At 35.7% G+C, this 16,370-nt stretch carries 10 protein-coding genes; 5 read left to right on the top strand and 5 right to left on the bottom strand.

Annotated features, from left to right (window positions below; all coding sequences use genetic code 11):
- Positions 1–256: 256 nt before the first annotated feature.
- From ACN1CD_RS04100 to ACN1CD_RS04085, 4 genes are all read right to left on the bottom strand, one after another.
- Positions 257–562 (bottom strand): hypothetical protein, encoded by a 306-nt coding sequence (locus ACN1CD_RS04100; protein WP_419128989.1) that lies wholly within the window; start codon positions 560–562, stop codon positions 257–259.
- The gene (locus ACN1CD_RS04095; protein WP_419128988.1) at positions 559–822 is read right to left on the bottom strand and encodes a helix-turn-helix domain-containing protein; all 264 of its coding nucleotides are present in this window, start codon (positions 820–822) and stop codon (positions 559–561) included. The genes ACN1CD_RS04100 and ACN1CD_RS04095 overlap by 4 nt, the downstream gene beginning before the upstream one ends.
- Before the next feature lie 18 nt (positions 823–840).
- The gene (locus ACN1CD_RS04090) at positions 841–1,113 is read right to left on the bottom strand and encodes a helix-turn-helix transcriptional regulator (RefSeq protein ID WP_419128987.1); all 273 of its coding nucleotides are present in this window, start codon (positions 1,111–1,113) and stop codon (positions 841–843) included.
- Between the two features lie 170 nt (positions 1,114–1,283).
- Complete coding sequence (locus ACN1CD_RS04085) at positions 1,284–2,060, bottom strand: hypothetical protein (protein WP_419128986.1); 777 nt, start codon at positions 2,058–2,060, stop codon at positions 1,284–1,286.
- Positions 2,061–2,195: 135 nt separating this feature from the next.
- On the opposite strand from ACN1CD_RS04085, the gene ACN1CD_RS04080 reads away from it, so the two are divergent.
- From ACN1CD_RS04080 to ACN1CD_RS04060, 5 genes are read left to right on the top strand one after another with little or no spacing between them, the layout of a single operon-like run.
- On the top strand, positions 2,196–3,020 hold the full coding sequence (locus ACN1CD_RS04080) for an FRG domain-containing protein (protein WP_419128985.1): 825 nt from the start codon (positions 2,196–2,198) through the stop codon (positions 3,018–3,020).
- Between the two features lie 41 nt (positions 3,021–3,061).
- Positions 3,062–5,884: a hypothetical protein gene (locus tag ACN1CD_RS04075; protein WP_419128983.1), complete on the top strand. Its 2,823-nt coding sequence runs from the start codon at positions 3,062–3,064 to the stop codon at positions 5,882–5,884.
- Between the two features lie 6 nt (positions 5,885–5,890).
- Complete coding sequence (locus ACN1CD_RS04070; protein WP_419128982.1) at positions 5,891–12,016, top strand: DEAD/DEAH box helicase; 6,126 nt, start codon at positions 5,891–5,893, stop codon at positions 12,014–12,016.
- 10 nt (positions 12,017–12,026) lie between these two features.
- Complete coding sequence (locus ACN1CD_RS04065; protein ID WP_419128981.1) at positions 12,027–13,094, top strand: PD-(D/E)XK nuclease family protein; 1,068 nt, start codon at positions 12,027–12,029, stop codon at positions 13,092–13,094.
- A complete protein-coding gene (locus ACN1CD_RS04060) occupies positions 13,087–14,253 on the top strand; it encodes a DNA cytosine methyltransferase (RefSeq protein WP_419128980.1) in 1,167 nt (388 codons plus the stop codon). The genes ACN1CD_RS04065 and ACN1CD_RS04060 overlap by 8 nt, the downstream gene beginning before the upstream one ends.
- Before the next feature lie 490 nt (positions 14,254–14,743).
- Here ACN1CD_RS04060 and ACN1CD_RS04055 read toward each other — a convergent pair whose 3' ends face one another.
- Positions 14,744–15,475: a hypothetical protein gene (locus tag ACN1CD_RS04055; RefSeq protein ID WP_419128979.1), complete on the bottom strand. Its 732-nt coding sequence runs from the start codon at positions 15,473–15,475 to the stop codon at positions 14,744–14,746.
- Positions 15,476–16,370 lie beyond the last annotated feature (895 nt).

Here is a 16,370-nt window from a genome sequence, read left to right as displayed (position 1 = left end):
TCTTCAGTAGATTCTTTCTTAATTCCTTTTTTTAATCGACCAACGGGAGCGAGTCCGGGGCATCCCTTTAGGGTGAATCCGGGTTTTTGTATAGCAAAAACATTAACTCGCTCCCTACAAAGCGCATAAGTTTGACGTGCTAAAAGCTTCGGCAAACCTTAGCGGTTTCCATGCCTTGATGGCTCCTGAAAGGAATATCAGGGCTCAAAACTTCGCCGGGATTTCCCGGCTCCTTTTCATTGGTCGACAGCCCAGCTCAACCGGGCGGCCAATAGACCAGGCTGCCACTGATCGGGTGGTAGGATGGCTGGTAGCGGATGTACCCAAATGCATCCAGTTCTTTGATGCATTTGTGGTAGGTGGCAATCGATGCGATCCTGCTATAGGCCATCAGCTTTTTGCGGGTAACAGCAAAGGGGCTGATAAAACCGCCATGCTGCCAGCACACAAAAAGTGCGGTAAACAGGCTGACATGGGTGGCCAGTATCCTGCTGTCTGCACCCATGCGTCTGAACAGTTTGCCGTAGTCCGCCGCCTTGTTATGGATGCCTGTTCCGGTCATTGGTTACCTCCCTCTAATAGCCTGTTGATGTCTTCCAGTTTGTAGTACATCATCCCGCCGATCTTGGTAAATCGCAGCGTACCGTTGATGCGTAAATTTTGCAGGGTTCCCGGTGAGATGTTGAGCAGTTTGCGCACTTCGGCGCTTTTCAGCCATTGTTTATTCTGCCTGTCTTCCGGTTTAATGAGCTGTCTGATCTCGGCCAGCATCTCGGTCTTTAATTGTTTTAAATCCTCCTTAGTGATGATCTCCATGTGCATAATAATTCCCTCCTTAAATTAATCTGTAATGTCTTGCTGCATGATCCTAAGCACTTCGCTTTTTTTGAAATACACACGCCTGTGCAGGCGTAAAAAGGGCAGCCCCTTTTTCATCCAGTCCGTCAGGGTGACCAGTGATACGCCAAGCTCGGCGGATATTTCCTGTTTGGACAACAGGCGTTCCTGCTGTTCCTGACTGGAATTGCCACCTGTTCTAAAATGCTCCTGTAATTCTGCCCGCAATGCATCCCGGATGCACTGGCAAAGGGTTTGTTCATTGATAATCTCCATAGCCTTTGTTTTGGGACAAAGGAATGCTATGGATTTAGCTTTTTGTTACCACCGGGTTTGCGTGGTAAATTGAGAAGGTTTGGATATGCTTGGGGAGCACTGTTAAAATTCTTATTATCAGATTGATAGAAAGCCGTTTCTTTTAGATCGGATGATGAGCCGTAAAAACGTTATTTCTTCTTTTTTGCAGGAGTAATGGTGTAAAGTCTGTGCTTTTCAGGTATTTCATTCTCCCTTTTTAGAGGATCTTTTGGGTCAATGCCCCGGAGATAGTAACGTAATTTATCTATCTTGATTTCTTTGACCTGGCCAATGTTTTCCTGGTCATATTCCCGGAAATATTTGCTGATCATTTTGGCCCAGGTATTTTGTGCAGGAGTGATCAACAATTCGTTGCCATCCGGCGCTTTCAATTTCTGCATTTGCAGGAATAGATCTAGTATAGCTAAAGCTTGTTCATTCCTGATGTTGATATAGCCATCCCACTGACGGGTTTCTTTTAGTTCCGCCTTTAAATCTGCAATTTCTGTTTGTTGCTTCCTGATCAGTTCGGTTTGATCGGAAATAATTTCAGGGAGGGTTTTTTGGATATGCCACTGGTCAATGGAGCGAAGATACTTTTGGAAAGTTATAAGCTTCTCGAGTATTTCCATGTCCGTGGCATGACTTGAATTAAATGGGTTTTTATACTCAATAAAGTTAATACGCCTCAAAACGACCTGCCAGACAAAGGTGAAAAATTCCTCCTCACCCTCTGGTTCTTTTCCTAGAAAATAAACAAGGTGATATTGATAAAAGACAGGGTATTCCTGTTCAGGTAGGGTAAATAGTTTTTTTATGAAAAGATTATCCTCAAATCCATTTTTCAACCCTGTGAAAATACCTATATCATATGGATGTGGGTTGAGGTTGAAAGCTTCATGAGGTTTAAAATATTTATTAGGCATGGCATCACGCTTTAAATTTCTGAGAGGTACTTAAAAAGCTTAATGTAAATTTAAGAATATCATTGCAGAATATAAAAAGGTATAAAATCAAATAGTTTGCTAACTTTCCATAATAATATTATAAATAAGCCTCTCATGCCGATCACAAGCATAACATCATTTCTTGACCAATTAAAGGAGATAAAAAAAAGCAAAACGCATGAATATTTTTTCCGCGGACATGACGATTTGAATTATTCTTTAGCGCCAAGCATATACCGAAGAAAATATATCCAAAATGAGGACAATATTTATAAAGAAATAATTTTAAGAGCACCTAACGACTTTAATTCAGATAAAACTGCTATAGAAAAGCTTGTTAAGATGCAACACTATGGGTTACCTACCCGACTATTAGATATCACCTCAAATCCTTTAGTTGCTTTATATTTTGCTTGCGCAACGAAGCCCAAGGCTACAGGCGAGATTCTTATTTTTAAAGTACCTAAAACAGAAATCAAGTATTATGATAGTGATACTGTAACAATATTGGCGAATATCGCAAAAAGACCATTAAATTTTAAAATCAATGAATTATATACTGAAGATTTAATCCAATTTAATAAAAAAGAGGCAATTTTGAAGTTGCTACACGAAATCAGAGATGATAAGCCTCAATTTCTGCCAATTATTGACAAAAATGACATTAGACGGGTGATAGCAGTAAAAACTAAGCATAGTAATAGTAGAATTATAAAGCAAAGTGGTGCTTTTTTTCTTTTCGGAATTGATAACATCAAGTCAGTTCCTGCTTCCGTCTCGAACGACTGGATATTAAAAAATTTCAAAACTAACAATGCAATTATTTCTAATTTAAAGAAGGCTATTTTGGACGAGCTTGATGCCCTTGGAATTAATGAAGCGACATTGTTCCCTGAACTCGAAAATCAATCAAAGTATCTACGAGCACTTTACAAATAAATGATTTTTAGCAGAGCTTAACATTACAATTTTAATAATAAATGAAGTACCTCGAATGGAATAATTTAATTTCAAGTTATCTTTTTAATACTCAAAAAGCTGGGATTGAGATATATCTATATGTTTCCAAAAATGATATTTTAAATTTAGCTAGGCCATATTTTAATGAAGAGACAGAGGAAGAAATCTGGGACAATTTTATTAGAAAAATAAAGAACAGCATTCCAGGTTCACAAAATTATCCAGATATAATAAGTAAAGCAACGCACCTTTACGAAAAATGGCAAGTACCCGGGTTAAAATCAATAGATGGTGTTGAAATTATATATCCGCCCTATATAGGGTATCTTATTTTTCTTGTTCTGCCACTAATCGAAATACAAGGAAATTATAACTCCAACAATTATTATGATCGTTTAGCGGAATTTCTAAATTTGAATGGTATAACTCAAAATCTAAGAAATAGATTAATTGAAATTGAACCATTATGGAAAGATTTAATAGAGTGGGCAAACAATATCAATAATGGGGAATTTGGATATTTCTATTTGCGAACATTCTCCCATCAAAATTGGATATATGTAGGGAAAGTATTTTCACAGTGCGCATTTCCTCCTAAAGCGATTAAAAAATTACCAATCTTGTTCCAGCAAGCATCAATGGTTCCAGATTCTAATTATTCTTTTTCAGAATTTAAAAAAAACTTACTTCAATATTCTGCACAGTCTTTGGGACTTACAAATAATGTCCTTGATATAATTCGTAAAAGCGACACAAATGAGCTGGGACAATCAATTATAGAGTTGGTTAAAAAGGAATATAACAAATGGTCTGGACAGTCATTGCTTTTAGATGCATTAGGCACTGAACTTCATTCACAATCGGGAGACATAGTTTCCAGGCTCTATTTGCAATTTAAATTGTCTATAAATGAAGGAAGAATGGATCTTTCCTATAGGATGAGATCATCGAATGAGTTTCCAGAAGACCTCTGTTTCGACGGAAAAAATGTAGTTGAAGAAAAATTTGGATATTCCAGAACGTTAGAGGTTAATTATAGTAACACCCTGACTTTAAAAGATAAATTTAACAGATGGGTTGCAAAGTTTGAAGATCGAGATATTCGGTTATTTAGAAGCGCAGGTGCTATGCAATTTAGTTCAGATTATTGGCTTGAAACCGATACACTTTCAAAATCTGATTGGATGTATATCCTTTGTAAGGATGCTAAAAAAGAATTAATATCGAATTGGGTTAAAAATGATTGTGCGAGGTTTCAAGATGAAACTGACGAATATGATAATATACCAGTAGGTTATTCACTATACAAATTTTTAAATCCACAAAAGGGAATAGATTCTGTTGGGCTATTAACTATTATAAAAGAAAAATCTATTAAACTTATATCAGCCCTTCAGGTTGACTTTAGAACATTTACGGATGATTTCCTTCCGGAAGTAGAAATTATAAACGCCGATGGAACCGAAAGCATTTCTCTTGTGTATAAAAATGGAGAAGAAATCACTTATTTAAAAAAGAAATTATCCGCAGGAAATATATGGCTTTTACCTGAAAATATATCATTGTACTGCGATTTTTCAATAAAATCTGATAATGAGACTTTTGCGGGATATGAAGCAACGTTTAAGATAGTCTCATCGCATGATACCGCCCTATCATTAAAATATGAGAATCTTCCCATCCGTGACTTTTATGGGAAGATTGGGAATTTACAAATCACAGAAACATCTAGAGGGATTAATGTAACCTCTCCAAATTTATTGAGACAAATTCCTTACACGCAACTATATAAAGGTAACATTGAAGACTTTGATATTGGAAAGGTAACACCTGTATATGATCATTCACAAGGCAACATCCTAATCACTTATTTATCGCTTAAACAAACACTTACAGCTCCAGATTATTACAGCGCATTCGATACAATCTATACCAAGTTTTTTGACGAAATCAGTGGCGATAGTAATAATAAGTACTCAAGAGTAAAAAAATCAAGTTTGAATTTCTATAACAACTTAGGGTACTTGGACTATGACTACGAAAACAAATCAATTGTTGTTCATCCCCCTCAATTTATTTATATTCCGAGTGAAAAAGGACGCAAAATTCTACTAACCGGTGGACGTGACGCATCATTATTAAACAAAATTATTGAGCATGCTACAAAATATGAATTGGAAGTTGAGTTTACACGACAGCATTTTAGCAATCATAACTTATTACTCCCCGACGCACTAACTATCAAGTCATTTGGAAATGGGAAAGATAAATATGGTGAGGAAAGATTAATTGCTTTCGCTAATGACATAGGAATAACATTTAATCCTAATGATTTAATACAAATTAGTTTACAACTCCTATGTAGTAACACCACAGGTTACGAGGAAGAAATATTAAGCAAAAATACATCTAGTTTAACTTTTGAAGACTGGCCTAGATATATATTTAATCCTCAAAATTTGAAAATGGAACAGTCTGTTACGGATTTCGACAAAGCATGCACATTGATTGAATATCGACTTCGTCCGTGGGAATTTCATTATCGACTATGGTTTAATGGAGTTTGTTATGATGTAGATAGTAATTGGGGGAAATATTTAATACTAAAACACAAAAAAAGGGATGTCATTTTATATGACGCCTCGAAAAGAAAAGTTGCTGTTCCTTTAGGTGTTCCACTGCCAGGTTTACTATCCAGGTCAATTATGCTATTGAGCGGATTGGCCCCCGTTTATTCTTACATAAATAACATGTCATATCGCGTATATGAAAATATTGATAGTGTTTTTATAAAAAACCTGTTCAATAAACTAAGTCAAAAAACAATTGATCATAATTTATAACCAACCATGAAAGACCCCATTGGCTCCTTTGAAACCATCAAAGAAAATTTTATACGTTACGTTGAAACTGCTTTCGGAACCAAATTTAATGGGGTAGAAAAGGAGCGTTATGCATTATTAAATACAGATCGGGTTTTATACCGTAAGCCTTGGATCGAGCCTCTTCCAGATTATGTGTCTAGTAATAAAAAAATAGATGACTTAACGCTTGAAGATTTAGGTAATGCCTTAAACGAAATCGAAGCCGAGACATTCCGTAGTTTAGTAAAAACTGGACTTTTTCCCTCTTCAGCCAAATTACATTTTCATCAAGCCGAAATGTTAAAAGAGGCTTTAAGTGGTAACAATTGTATAATTACATCTGGTACCGGATCTGGAAAAACGGAATCTTTTTTACTTCCCTTATTCGCTCAGTTATCGAAAGAGCTCACACATTGGCAAACTCCCAGCAACAAACCTCCAACAGTTAATACCTGGTGGAAAAAGGACGCAGCGAATGGAGGATTAAGTTCAACACAAATTGTCAATGGAGCAAACTTTACGTTTGGCGATGCAGCTGGACAGCGAAATCACGAGACAAGGACTGCTGGCGTTCGTGCCCTCATTTTATATCCAATGAATGCACTTGTAGAAGATCAAATGAGCCGATTGAGAAAGGCACTTGACTCAGATGATACGCGACAATGGTTATCTGAATTTACTGAAGGCAATGTGATTTATTTCGGACGTTATAATGGAAGTTCACCAGTTGCCGGGGAATTGAGAAAAATAAAAGAGGATGGCACCACAACAATTAACACAAAAAAGGTAAGCCAGTTAAAAGATCGTTTAAATCAAATTGAAAAAGATGCCCTAAAAGTCAATCAATACATCGAACAAGAAACCATCGGTGGTAACAAAGCAAAAGATTTAAAGTCATTCTTTCAACGGCTTGATGGATCAGAAATGCGTTGTAGGTTTGATATGCAGATATCCCCTCCAGATATTATGATAACAAACTATTCCATGCTAAGTATAATGCTTATGCGAACAGTTGATTCAGGAATTTTTGAACAAACGAAAAGTTGGTTAGAGTGTGAGGATCTACCGTTTGAACAGAGAGAAAGAGAAAAAAAGCATCGCGTTTTTCATTTAGTAATTGATGAACTTCATTTATACAGAGGGACACAAGGTACAGAAGTTGCATATTTGTTGAAACTGGTTTTGAATCGGCTAGGTTTACATCCTCATCATCCTCAACTCAGAATATTGGCATCAAGCGCTTCTTTGGAAGCCGGAGACGATGAAAGCATAAAATTCCTCGAAGATTTTTTTGGTGTAGACCATGCTGTTAAACCTTTTAAAATCATTGAAGGCCGAAATAATGTTGTTGAAAAATTAGCAGTAAATGAATCAAAATTACCTTTGCAACCTTTTTATGCAATAGCAAGGGCCTATGATTTAGTGAAAGGAAAGATCTCTGATCCACTATTCAGCACGGCTTGTGAAACATCCGCTGCATTAATAGACAATTTATTTAATACATCTTCGTCCGGCTCAGGAATCGAAAAATTGCTAAACACATTAGCCCATCCTACCATCAAATTAAAGGAAAGGCTTTATGCTCCTTGCGAAATCGAAGATAATGGTAAGATTTCACACAAAGCAATTTGCTCATTTCAGGCCACCGGGGATGAGAGCACCGAAAAATATTTTGCAGAAAGTGTTTTCGATGGACAAACAGGAACAATAGACCTTCATGATGCGTTAAGAGGATTATTTATAGCACGAGCCCTATTTGATGAAGACGATTATTCGGCCATACAAATGATTGATGATAGAAAACTTCCGCGATTTAGATTCCATTATTTTTTTAGAAATATTGAAGGGATGTGGGCTTCCATTAAATCTGATGATTTAATGGAAGAATTTGCAGATCCCGATCGGACTGCTGGTAAATTATATTCTACGACAAGAATCAATTCGGAAAAGGGAAACCGGGTACTGGAACTTTTGTATTGCGATAATTGTGGTACAACTCTTTTTGGTGGTAGCCGTTTAGTGACCAAAAATGAATCAGGTAACAACTCATTTGAGCTACTACCAATCAGTCCCAATATAGAAGGAATACCTGAGAAAACGCCTGCAAAATTAGTTGAAAAAAGAAGCTATCAAGAGTATGCCGTTTTTTGGCCGTTAGGGAATCAGGATTTTACCCGACATGACCCTGATCACATGATTCCGGCAAATTTTTGGCGACAAACAACAGTTAATGGATTTTCACAAACCGACTATGAAGCAAGTTGGATAGAGGCATCACTAAACACCATTTCAGGAGATATTGACTTTTCGCATGATAAGGCCAATAATCATCCGGAAAAATGGATAAAAGGTCGTTATTTTATTATTGTACCTAACAGATCAAATGACGACATCTCTTTACCTAACGCAAATGGTGAGATAAGCACAATAGAAACACATAGAGCACTTCCTAATGCCTGTCCATGTTGCGGATTAAATCATCAGAAGTACAAAAATAATTCACGCAAAAACAAAACATCGCCTATTAGAGGGTTCAGAACAGGTTTTGCCAAAACCACCCAAATGTTCGCAAAGGAATTAATGTATCAGCTGCCCGATACAGAAGCAGAGAGAAAACTAGTAGTGTTTTCAGACAGCAGAGAGGACGCTGCTCAGATCGCAAATGGGATTGAGCGCAATCACTTTACAGATTTATTGAGGGAAATACTAGTGGATGAGCTTCATAAAAAAGTAATGATTAAGCACAATATTCTTCAAGCAGTGGAAAGCCAAAACACATCTGTATTAGAGCAATTTAGGATAGATAATGCTGATGAATATCTTGAAATTGAAGGGTTAATGGCACTTTCTAATCTAATTGGTACTTTTCCTCTTATAGTTGAACAAAGGATGTTCGCAATTGTGCAACTTGAAAAAATTAGGAAAAGAATCTTTAGTGTTCGCGAATTAGTAGACATAACTAATTCAGTTAATCTTGCACCATTGATCAAGCACTTAGTCGATTTAGGTATAAACCCAGGAGGAAATGATATAAATATCCAAACTAGGCTTCTTAATTCACAATTTGTACCTTGGTTTACACTTATTGATTTCGAAAATAAACAATGGACTGCGGGTGCCGATTTAACCTTTATCAACGACCTAAAGGAAGGAACATATAGTAATTTAGCTACAATGTTTTTTGGTTCTCTATTTTATTCCTTTGAGTCCTCGGGCTTGGGCTACGTAACGATCAATCCAGATTTACAAATAATATCTGCTAATGCAAATAGGTTAAGCTTGTCTAATGAGGATTTTCTACAGATACTTAATTCTACACTCAGAATTTTGGGAGACAAGTTTAAACACAATAAAAACGACGATGCAGATCCATTTAATTTCACTGATTATGACCGATTTCCGAGTCAAGTAAAAAAATATGTGAGAGCTGTAGCAAATAGGTTATCTAAGACAGAAATTGACTTGGGAACTGTAATTTTCAATACACTATCTGCCAGCGGAATACTTAATGGCGTTACCGGGGTAATTATTGAAGAATTATTTATAAAAGTTTCAAAAGCAACTGATGAAGTTTGGACGAGTACCCGGGGAAATCGACCTCATTTGCATTTAAGTGGCGGCATATGCACATACTCTCTTACACCTCTAAATACTCTTCCAGACAAAGTATGTAATGATATTTGGATAAAAAATTATTTGTCCTATAACGCGATTAAGCAACAAAGATCACCTATCCGTCTACATTGCGAAGAACTAACAGGACAGACTGATAATCAATTTGAAAGACAGCGACATTTTAGAAACGTTATATTGCCGGACGAAGGAGAAAAGCAGGTTAAGACAATTGATTTGCTAAGTGTAACCACGACCTTAGAAGTAGGTGTAGATATTGGAGCGTTACAGGCAGTAATGCTAGGAAATATGCCTCCGCAGAGGTTTAACTATCAACAACGTGTTGGACGAGCCGGCAGACTTGGCCAAGCATATTCCGTTATCTTGACTTTTTGCAGAGGTAGAAGTCATGATGAGTTTTATTTCTCAAATCCTAAAAAAATTACTGGAGATCCTCCTCCAACTCCTTTTTTAACAATGGGACAAGAAAGGATTTTTAAAAGATTGCTTGCTAAAGAGATTTTCAGAAAAGCATATAATGCTATTCAAATTAATGTTAATAATACTGAAGAAAAATCAAGTGTACATGGTGAATTTGGAAATATTGGAGACCTTCAAAGTAATTGGATTAGTTACAAAACTCAAATTATTGCATGGCTAATCAGTAATCAATCTGTCATTGATGAAACTATCGAATTCCTAATTACACCAACTTTACAATCTAAACGAAGCGAATTTGTTAGCTGGCTATTAGACGTTTCGTCTACTTCAGGTTTAATTGGAAGTGCACAAAAAATTATTGATAATGAGGAGATTTCTACTATAGATATCTCGGAAAAATTGGCTGAAGGCGGAATATTACCAATGTTTGGAATGCCAACTACTGTTAAAAATCTTTATCACGGTATTAATAGAAATTTGGAACCATTATCAATCGACAGAGCTCAATCAATGGCTATATATGAATTTGCACCAGGAGCTCAAAAAACGAAAGATAAGGCAATTCACTCCGCCATCGGTTTTACCAGCGATTTTTTAAACATGAAAATAAGGGGTGTGGATACTGTGACTAATGCTAAGACAAGCAATAATTTACCATTCTCCTTAAATCGCTGGTTTATACGTTGCCGCTCGTGTGGCAATTTCAAAACATATTCTGAATCCGAAAAGGCAATTTTGGAAGCTTCGGATCACTTTGATTCATGTCCAAATTGTGGGGAAGCAAATATGGAAAAATATCAACAACCTGAAATGCTTAAGGCTCCTCGAGCTTATCGAACTAATCTTTCAATGGGAAATGACATGAAAGACGATTCTGATTTCTTGTTATCAAGACCACCGATTTTTGCTGAGAATATTGATGATCCCGGAAATCCTCCCGACAGAAAAGTTTATAACAATGCCGGATTAATAATAACCGATAAGGATGTAACTTGGAGAGTTAACACTAATTCAGACAATTTTTTTGTAGGTAAGTTAGCAAATGTTCAGAATAACTTTCCTTTTGGTCAAGGTTTCAGATTTACGAACCAATGGATTACCCAAGATGTAATAGATAAAAATCTGAGCGACCCTTTTAACGAAAATGGCCACTCTTACACTATTTATGCAGAACAGGCGCAGGAAAGAATAGCACTAGCAAGTAATAAGAAGACGGAAATCTTTAGAATTGCACCACTAACTATTCCTTTAGAATTAAATCTAAACATGTTTTCAATGGATTATGATCATCCTTATGTAAAAGCTCAAGCGAGTGGTGTCAGATCAGCATATTATTCAGCCGCATTTTTACTACAAAGAGTCCTTGCAAATAGACTCGATGTCGATCCAACAGAAATAGAAATTGCAGATATTATAAAAAAGGAATTGATCGAAGATTCAATTATTAAAAGAAATGTTGCAGAAATAATTCTAACTGACGAATTACCAAACGGATCGGGATTTGTAAGATACCTATATAATAAATTCGAGGAAATACTTAGCGAAACGATTAACCCAGTAGAGGTTCAATCATATCTAATAAAAATTCATTCAGAACATCATCGAAAAAATTGTAAAGATGCTTGTTATGAGTGTTTAAAAGTTTATCGTAACATGAATTATCATAGTTTACTCGATTGGCGATTAGGACTTTCGCTTATACGTTTGCTAAATGATGGTGCATTTAAATGTGGTACGGACGGAAATTTCGATAACTTTGTTGAATTGCAGGGTTGGCTTCAATTCGCAACCATGCTTAGAGATAGCTTCGCCGAAAGTTTTGGATTTTCTATCTGTGGTGAAGTTAAAGGTTTACCAATTATTAAACATGGGCGCAATAATAAAAATGTAATCATGTTAGTTCATCCTTTTTGGGATATGACAATAATGCGCACTGAAAACTGGTTAACCGAGATAAAAAACGAACTAGATGATTATACTACATCAAATAATGGTAAACTTCAAATTGTTGATACATTTAATTTGCACAGGAGACCAGGTGGTGTTATGAAAAATTAGTAAGAAATTAATGTATAAGATTAGTCCAATAGAATATAAACGAATTGAAAGGATTTCACCGAGTCAATTCAGCTCACTAAAAAATTGCGCTTATAAGGGTATCGTTGTAAAGGCATTTGATAACAAACCACTATTAACGCTTTCTCCTAATGCATATTTGGGAACAGTACTCCACAAAGTATTGGAATTGATCTCGAGTGGTATTATAAAGGATGAGCTACAATTGGATGAAGTTTTTAACAAAGAGATAGCCAATTTGGAGAATAAATTGATAAATGATGGACTACAACAATTTGTTCCACTTCAAATGAACATATCAGATTTTGGATTAAAAAAAATACAGTTAAAAAAACACTTGATAATAACTGAAAATAAGTATTCAAAATCAATAAATTATTCCCCTGAAAAATGGATTGAGTCCAAAGATGAGAAAATTGGTGGTCGTGTTGATTTGATCATCGAAGCAGATCAGTTTATCGAAATCATTGACTTTAAAACTGGTGCAATAACCGAAAACATTTTAGATGATACCGGTGAAATATTTAAGGAGTTAAAAGTTGAATACCGTGAACAACTGAAACTATATGCTTACTTATATTATGACCGCACCGGGAAATTTCCAAATTTGTTGAGTATAGTTGACTTACGTAAGCAGAAGTTCAGTTTGGAGTTTACATTTGAAGAATGTGAAACAATATTTGAACAAGCAAAAAAAATATTAGATGAAATTAACAATAGTGTCGATACAGGGATATTTAGGGCTAATCCCAATGAAGCGAATTGTAAGTTCTGTCTGTACAGACCAGCATGCTCATTTTACCTCAATAATTTGAATCATAACTATCCTTTCAACGATATCTCTGGGAATATTAAAAAGGTAAAGCAATTCCAAAATGGTAATGTTTCGATCTTTATAGAAGACTTAAGTGATCAATATATCACCATTACTGGGTTTTCAACTAATTATTATCAATATTTCGAAAACATGACAAATGAAAAAATCAGTGTTTTTAACTTAAAAAAGGAAGCCGCTAACATGGTATATTCAGTTACTCGCACTACCAAATTTTATGAATAAATCTAAAGAGAAAACAATTCCACTGTTATCCTTTTTCTCAGGTGGGGGATTTATGGATATGGGATTTATTAAAGCTGGGTTTGATATCGTATGGACAAATGAATTTGACCATACTTTCGCTGAATTATATGGTCAAGGTATTTCCTCTTGGAAAAAAAATCGCTCATCCGAAAAGATTGAAACTAAAGAGATTATAAGTAATCAAAATTCAATTAAAGACATTACCTCTAACCAGATTATTAAAGAAGCTTTTGATGGAAAAAAGCCTGTTAAATTTGGAATAATTGGCGGCCCACCTTGTCAAGATTTTAGTATAAATGGCAATCTTAATGGCTTTCAAGGAGAGAAAGGAACGCTAACAGATGCATATCTTTATAAAATTCTAGAACTTCAGCCTTCTTTTTTTGTAATGGAAAATGTGACGGGTCTCATTAAAGTTAAAAAAAATGCAAAGCATTTCTTCGAACTCCTAAAGGCAATGGAAGACGATTATCTAATAGATTGGGGTGTTTTAAATAGTATAGAATTTGGCGTGCCACAATCTCGAGAGCGAATTTTTGTTGTGGGAATTAGTAAAAAACAATATGAAGTTGAATCGGTCAGCCTAAACATTAAAGGTCAATGGTTTCCATTTCAAGAAAATGTAACACATGTAAATCCAAAAACCAATTTTAAATGGCCCCAAGCTGCCCAATATGGTAGTTTAGTTTTAAAAGATGTTGATATTCCCTATGAATTATGCTTGGAATCTTGTCTAGTAAAACCTGAAGAAGAACACAGTATCCCCAACGCAAGCGAATATTTCAATCTCAAAGGTGATGTTGAAAAATTTAGCATGATTAAAGAGGGGGAAACAAATCGACCTTCTTTTAAAAGACTGCATCGATTCAAATATAGCCCAACTGCTTGCTATGGAAATAATGAAGTTCATCTTCATCCTTATCAATCGCGGAGACTATCTGTTAGAGAAACATTGAGAATACAAGGGGTTGAAGATTCATATATCCTCACAACTAAAGGAATGCTTTCAAAAAAATTTAAGATGATAGGAAATGGAGTACCGACACCTTTAGCTGAAGGTCTCGCTAAAACACTTAAATCATTCATTGGTGGATTAAAAGTTAAATTGGATGTTATTCCTGTAAATAGTGATAATTAAGCAAAGCGATGAGAGAGCTATCAAAATTATTAGTAAATATTAAACCAAGGAAGAGGTTTAGGAAACATGAGATTATACATTGAAAAATGACAAATCATAAAATTTAATCGCCAATATTTTTAATAAAAAACACTATATTTACATATAGCATTTGCGGCTAAAAAAATTAAATAAAAGGTGCGTTATTCGGGGAGTTCGAATTTCAAAACCACTCTAAGATATTGCAAACGTTGATTTTTACACTAGGTGTAAATCCCAGCGGGATCACAAGAAAACCTCACAGCAATGTGGGGTTTCTTTGTTTTATACCCTCCAGGATGTAAAACGCAAGAGTAGCATCTTCTTAAAAAGATTTCTTCATAACTCGAGATAATGGTGAGCAAGGAAAATTAACCACAGATAAAAAGGATAAACGCAGATGTCAAAAAAGCGTTATCGAGAGGCTTTTGAGCTAGTTATTCGCACTGATCCAAAATCAACAAGCACCTAATTACTTGCAATATGACATAGCAAATACGTGAATCTCCGTAAGCGTGTTATCACTCAATTTGTATTTTCTTTTAAGTGCGCGATAAGCTTGTTCATCCAATCGGTCGACCATAGCAAGGTGCTCAGGTCCAAAGTCAGGATATGCTGCATCGGCGCGGTCAATGTGATCCTGTTCCATCTTTAGAAGCTGCGCGGAAAAACTGCAAAGTTCAAGTCCCCGTTTGCTGAGATAACGATTAAGCTTTTCTAGCTCAATTTCATCTTTGCTTTTAACCTTATCGTTCTGTTCGCTAAGTGCCCTAACCTTATAGCTATTATAACTAATAATAGGTTCACTGTCCCCAGGCCCCTTCATAAGCATCGCTATCCAGTTAGATTTATCTTGGTATGTCTCCTTCGAAGTGAAAAGATATACACCGATTACAGTAGCACGGTCATGGTTGAGAAACACATCTTTGTTGCAGTTGCTATTATAAATATCCTTTACCGTATTTTTCAGTGCTTCTTCTGTGTATACCGAATCCGTGTACACTGCATACTCCAACAGCTGCGCTTTGCCAGATGTCTCTGATTTGACTTCGTTGATTATTTCAAAGTGGGCTGGTTCTGTTTTTACAGTGCTATGTTCCACTATTTCCTGGCTGCTTTCATTCTTCGGCTGGGATTCTTTACAGCCATAGATAAACGATAATATAATGACAAGGATTAGGGCAATGCTCTTAGGAGTTTTCATCTCGGGTTTTATTTTGGATAACTTTGTTGTCTGTCAAGTTACAGAACATATATCGCCCGCCATTACGGTTTCCCATATTGATCGGGTAATAGCTAAACATAACCTGTAAATGCATTTAGCTTGATTTTTTCTTTTATCAACACATTATAATAATGTTTTAGTAATATTGTTCGTCAGCAAGAAATATGTCCAAGCAACCCTATATTGTTAAATTCATACTGATACTTTTACTAGCTTGTTGGCTACTTAACTCATCTATAATTTTGTAAATGAACAGTTTGACTAATTTTTTTAAACTTTTAAAAAGCTATTTTACTATATTAGTATAATAATTAGCCCTCAAAAATAAAATTCAAAAAGAGGGTTAGTTCTAATTAACCAAATATTAACCCGCTATAGTCTACCGACGGCATAACATTCTATAAACCTGTGCTGTTAGTTCTTCAACTATCATCACACAACGTGTTCCTCCACACGCCAACCCTTAAGCATTATAAATTTTACTATTGTGAATTAGTATAGATTCAGCTAATCCGTTTTGTTCAAAAACAGACAGGAATTATATATTGAGTCAAATCCACGCCAATTCCCTTATTTAAATATTATGTGTTGGGCTTACAATTGTCTAATATTTTTGACTACTAAGCCAGGGTAATGGCTTCACTGTGTTCGCGTGACGAGGTTTTACTGAAAATGAAGCTAATTCAACATTTACCTAAATTCAAAATCATGAAATTCACTAAAAAACCATTAGCCGTTGTGGTTAAACCAGCTCCCTGGAATCACTGGGAAATGTAGCAAACAAGGCCAAAAAAAGGCAGCCATCTTATACCATTACCAATATTTTACCAACACTAAAACAGAGAAGGCCGAAAATCTTAAGAGTAGGCATAAC

Source organism: Pedobacter sp. N23S346, from assembly GCF_048515415.1.
Taxonomy (GTDB): Bacteria; Bacteroidota; Bacteroidia; order Sphingobacteriales; family Sphingobacteriaceae; genus Pedobacter.
The sequence above is the reverse complement of the archived record's forward strand: the minus strand, read 5'-3'. Positions and strand labels throughout refer to the sequence as shown.

Bases quoted from the DNA above. Each gene is read 5' to 3' on its own strand.
- ACN1CD_RS04075 (WP_419128983.1), top strand. From the start codon at position 3,062: ATGAAGTACCTCGAATGGAATAATTTAATTTCAAGTTATCTTTTTAAT.
- ACN1CD_RS04085 (WP_419128986.1), bottom strand. From the start codon at position 2,060: ATGCCTAATAAATATTTTAAACCTCATGAAGCTTTCAACCTCAACCCA.
- ACN1CD_RS04065 (WP_419128981.1), top strand. From the start codon at position 12,027: ATGTATAAGATTAGTCCAATAGAATATAAACGAATTGAAAGGATTTCA.
- ACN1CD_RS04095 (WP_419128988.1), bottom strand. From the start codon at position 822: ATGCACATGGAGATCATCACTAAGGAGGATTTAAAACAATTAAAGACC.
- ACN1CD_RS04080 (WP_419128985.1), top strand. From the start codon at position 2,196: ATGCCGATCACAAGCATAACATCATTTCTTGACCAATTAAAGGAGATA.
- ACN1CD_RS04100 (WP_419128989.1), bottom strand. From the start codon at position 562: ATGACCGGAACAGGCATCCATAACAAGGCGGCGGACTACGGCAAACTG.
- ACN1CD_RS04060 (WP_419128980.1), top strand. From the start codon at position 13,087: ATGAATAAATCTAAAGAGAAAACAATTCCACTGTTATCCTTTTTCTCA.
- ACN1CD_RS04070 (WP_419128982.1), top strand. From the start codon at position 5,891: ATGAAAGACCCCATTGGCTCCTTTGAAACCATCAAAGAAAATTTTATA.
- ACN1CD_RS04055 (WP_419128979.1), bottom strand. From the start codon at position 15,475: ATGAAAACTCCTAAGAGCATTGCCCTAATCCTTGTCATTATATTATCG.
- ACN1CD_RS04090 (WP_419128987.1), bottom strand. From the start codon at position 1,113: ATGGAGATTATCAATGAACAAACCCTTTGCCAGTGCATCCGGGATGCA.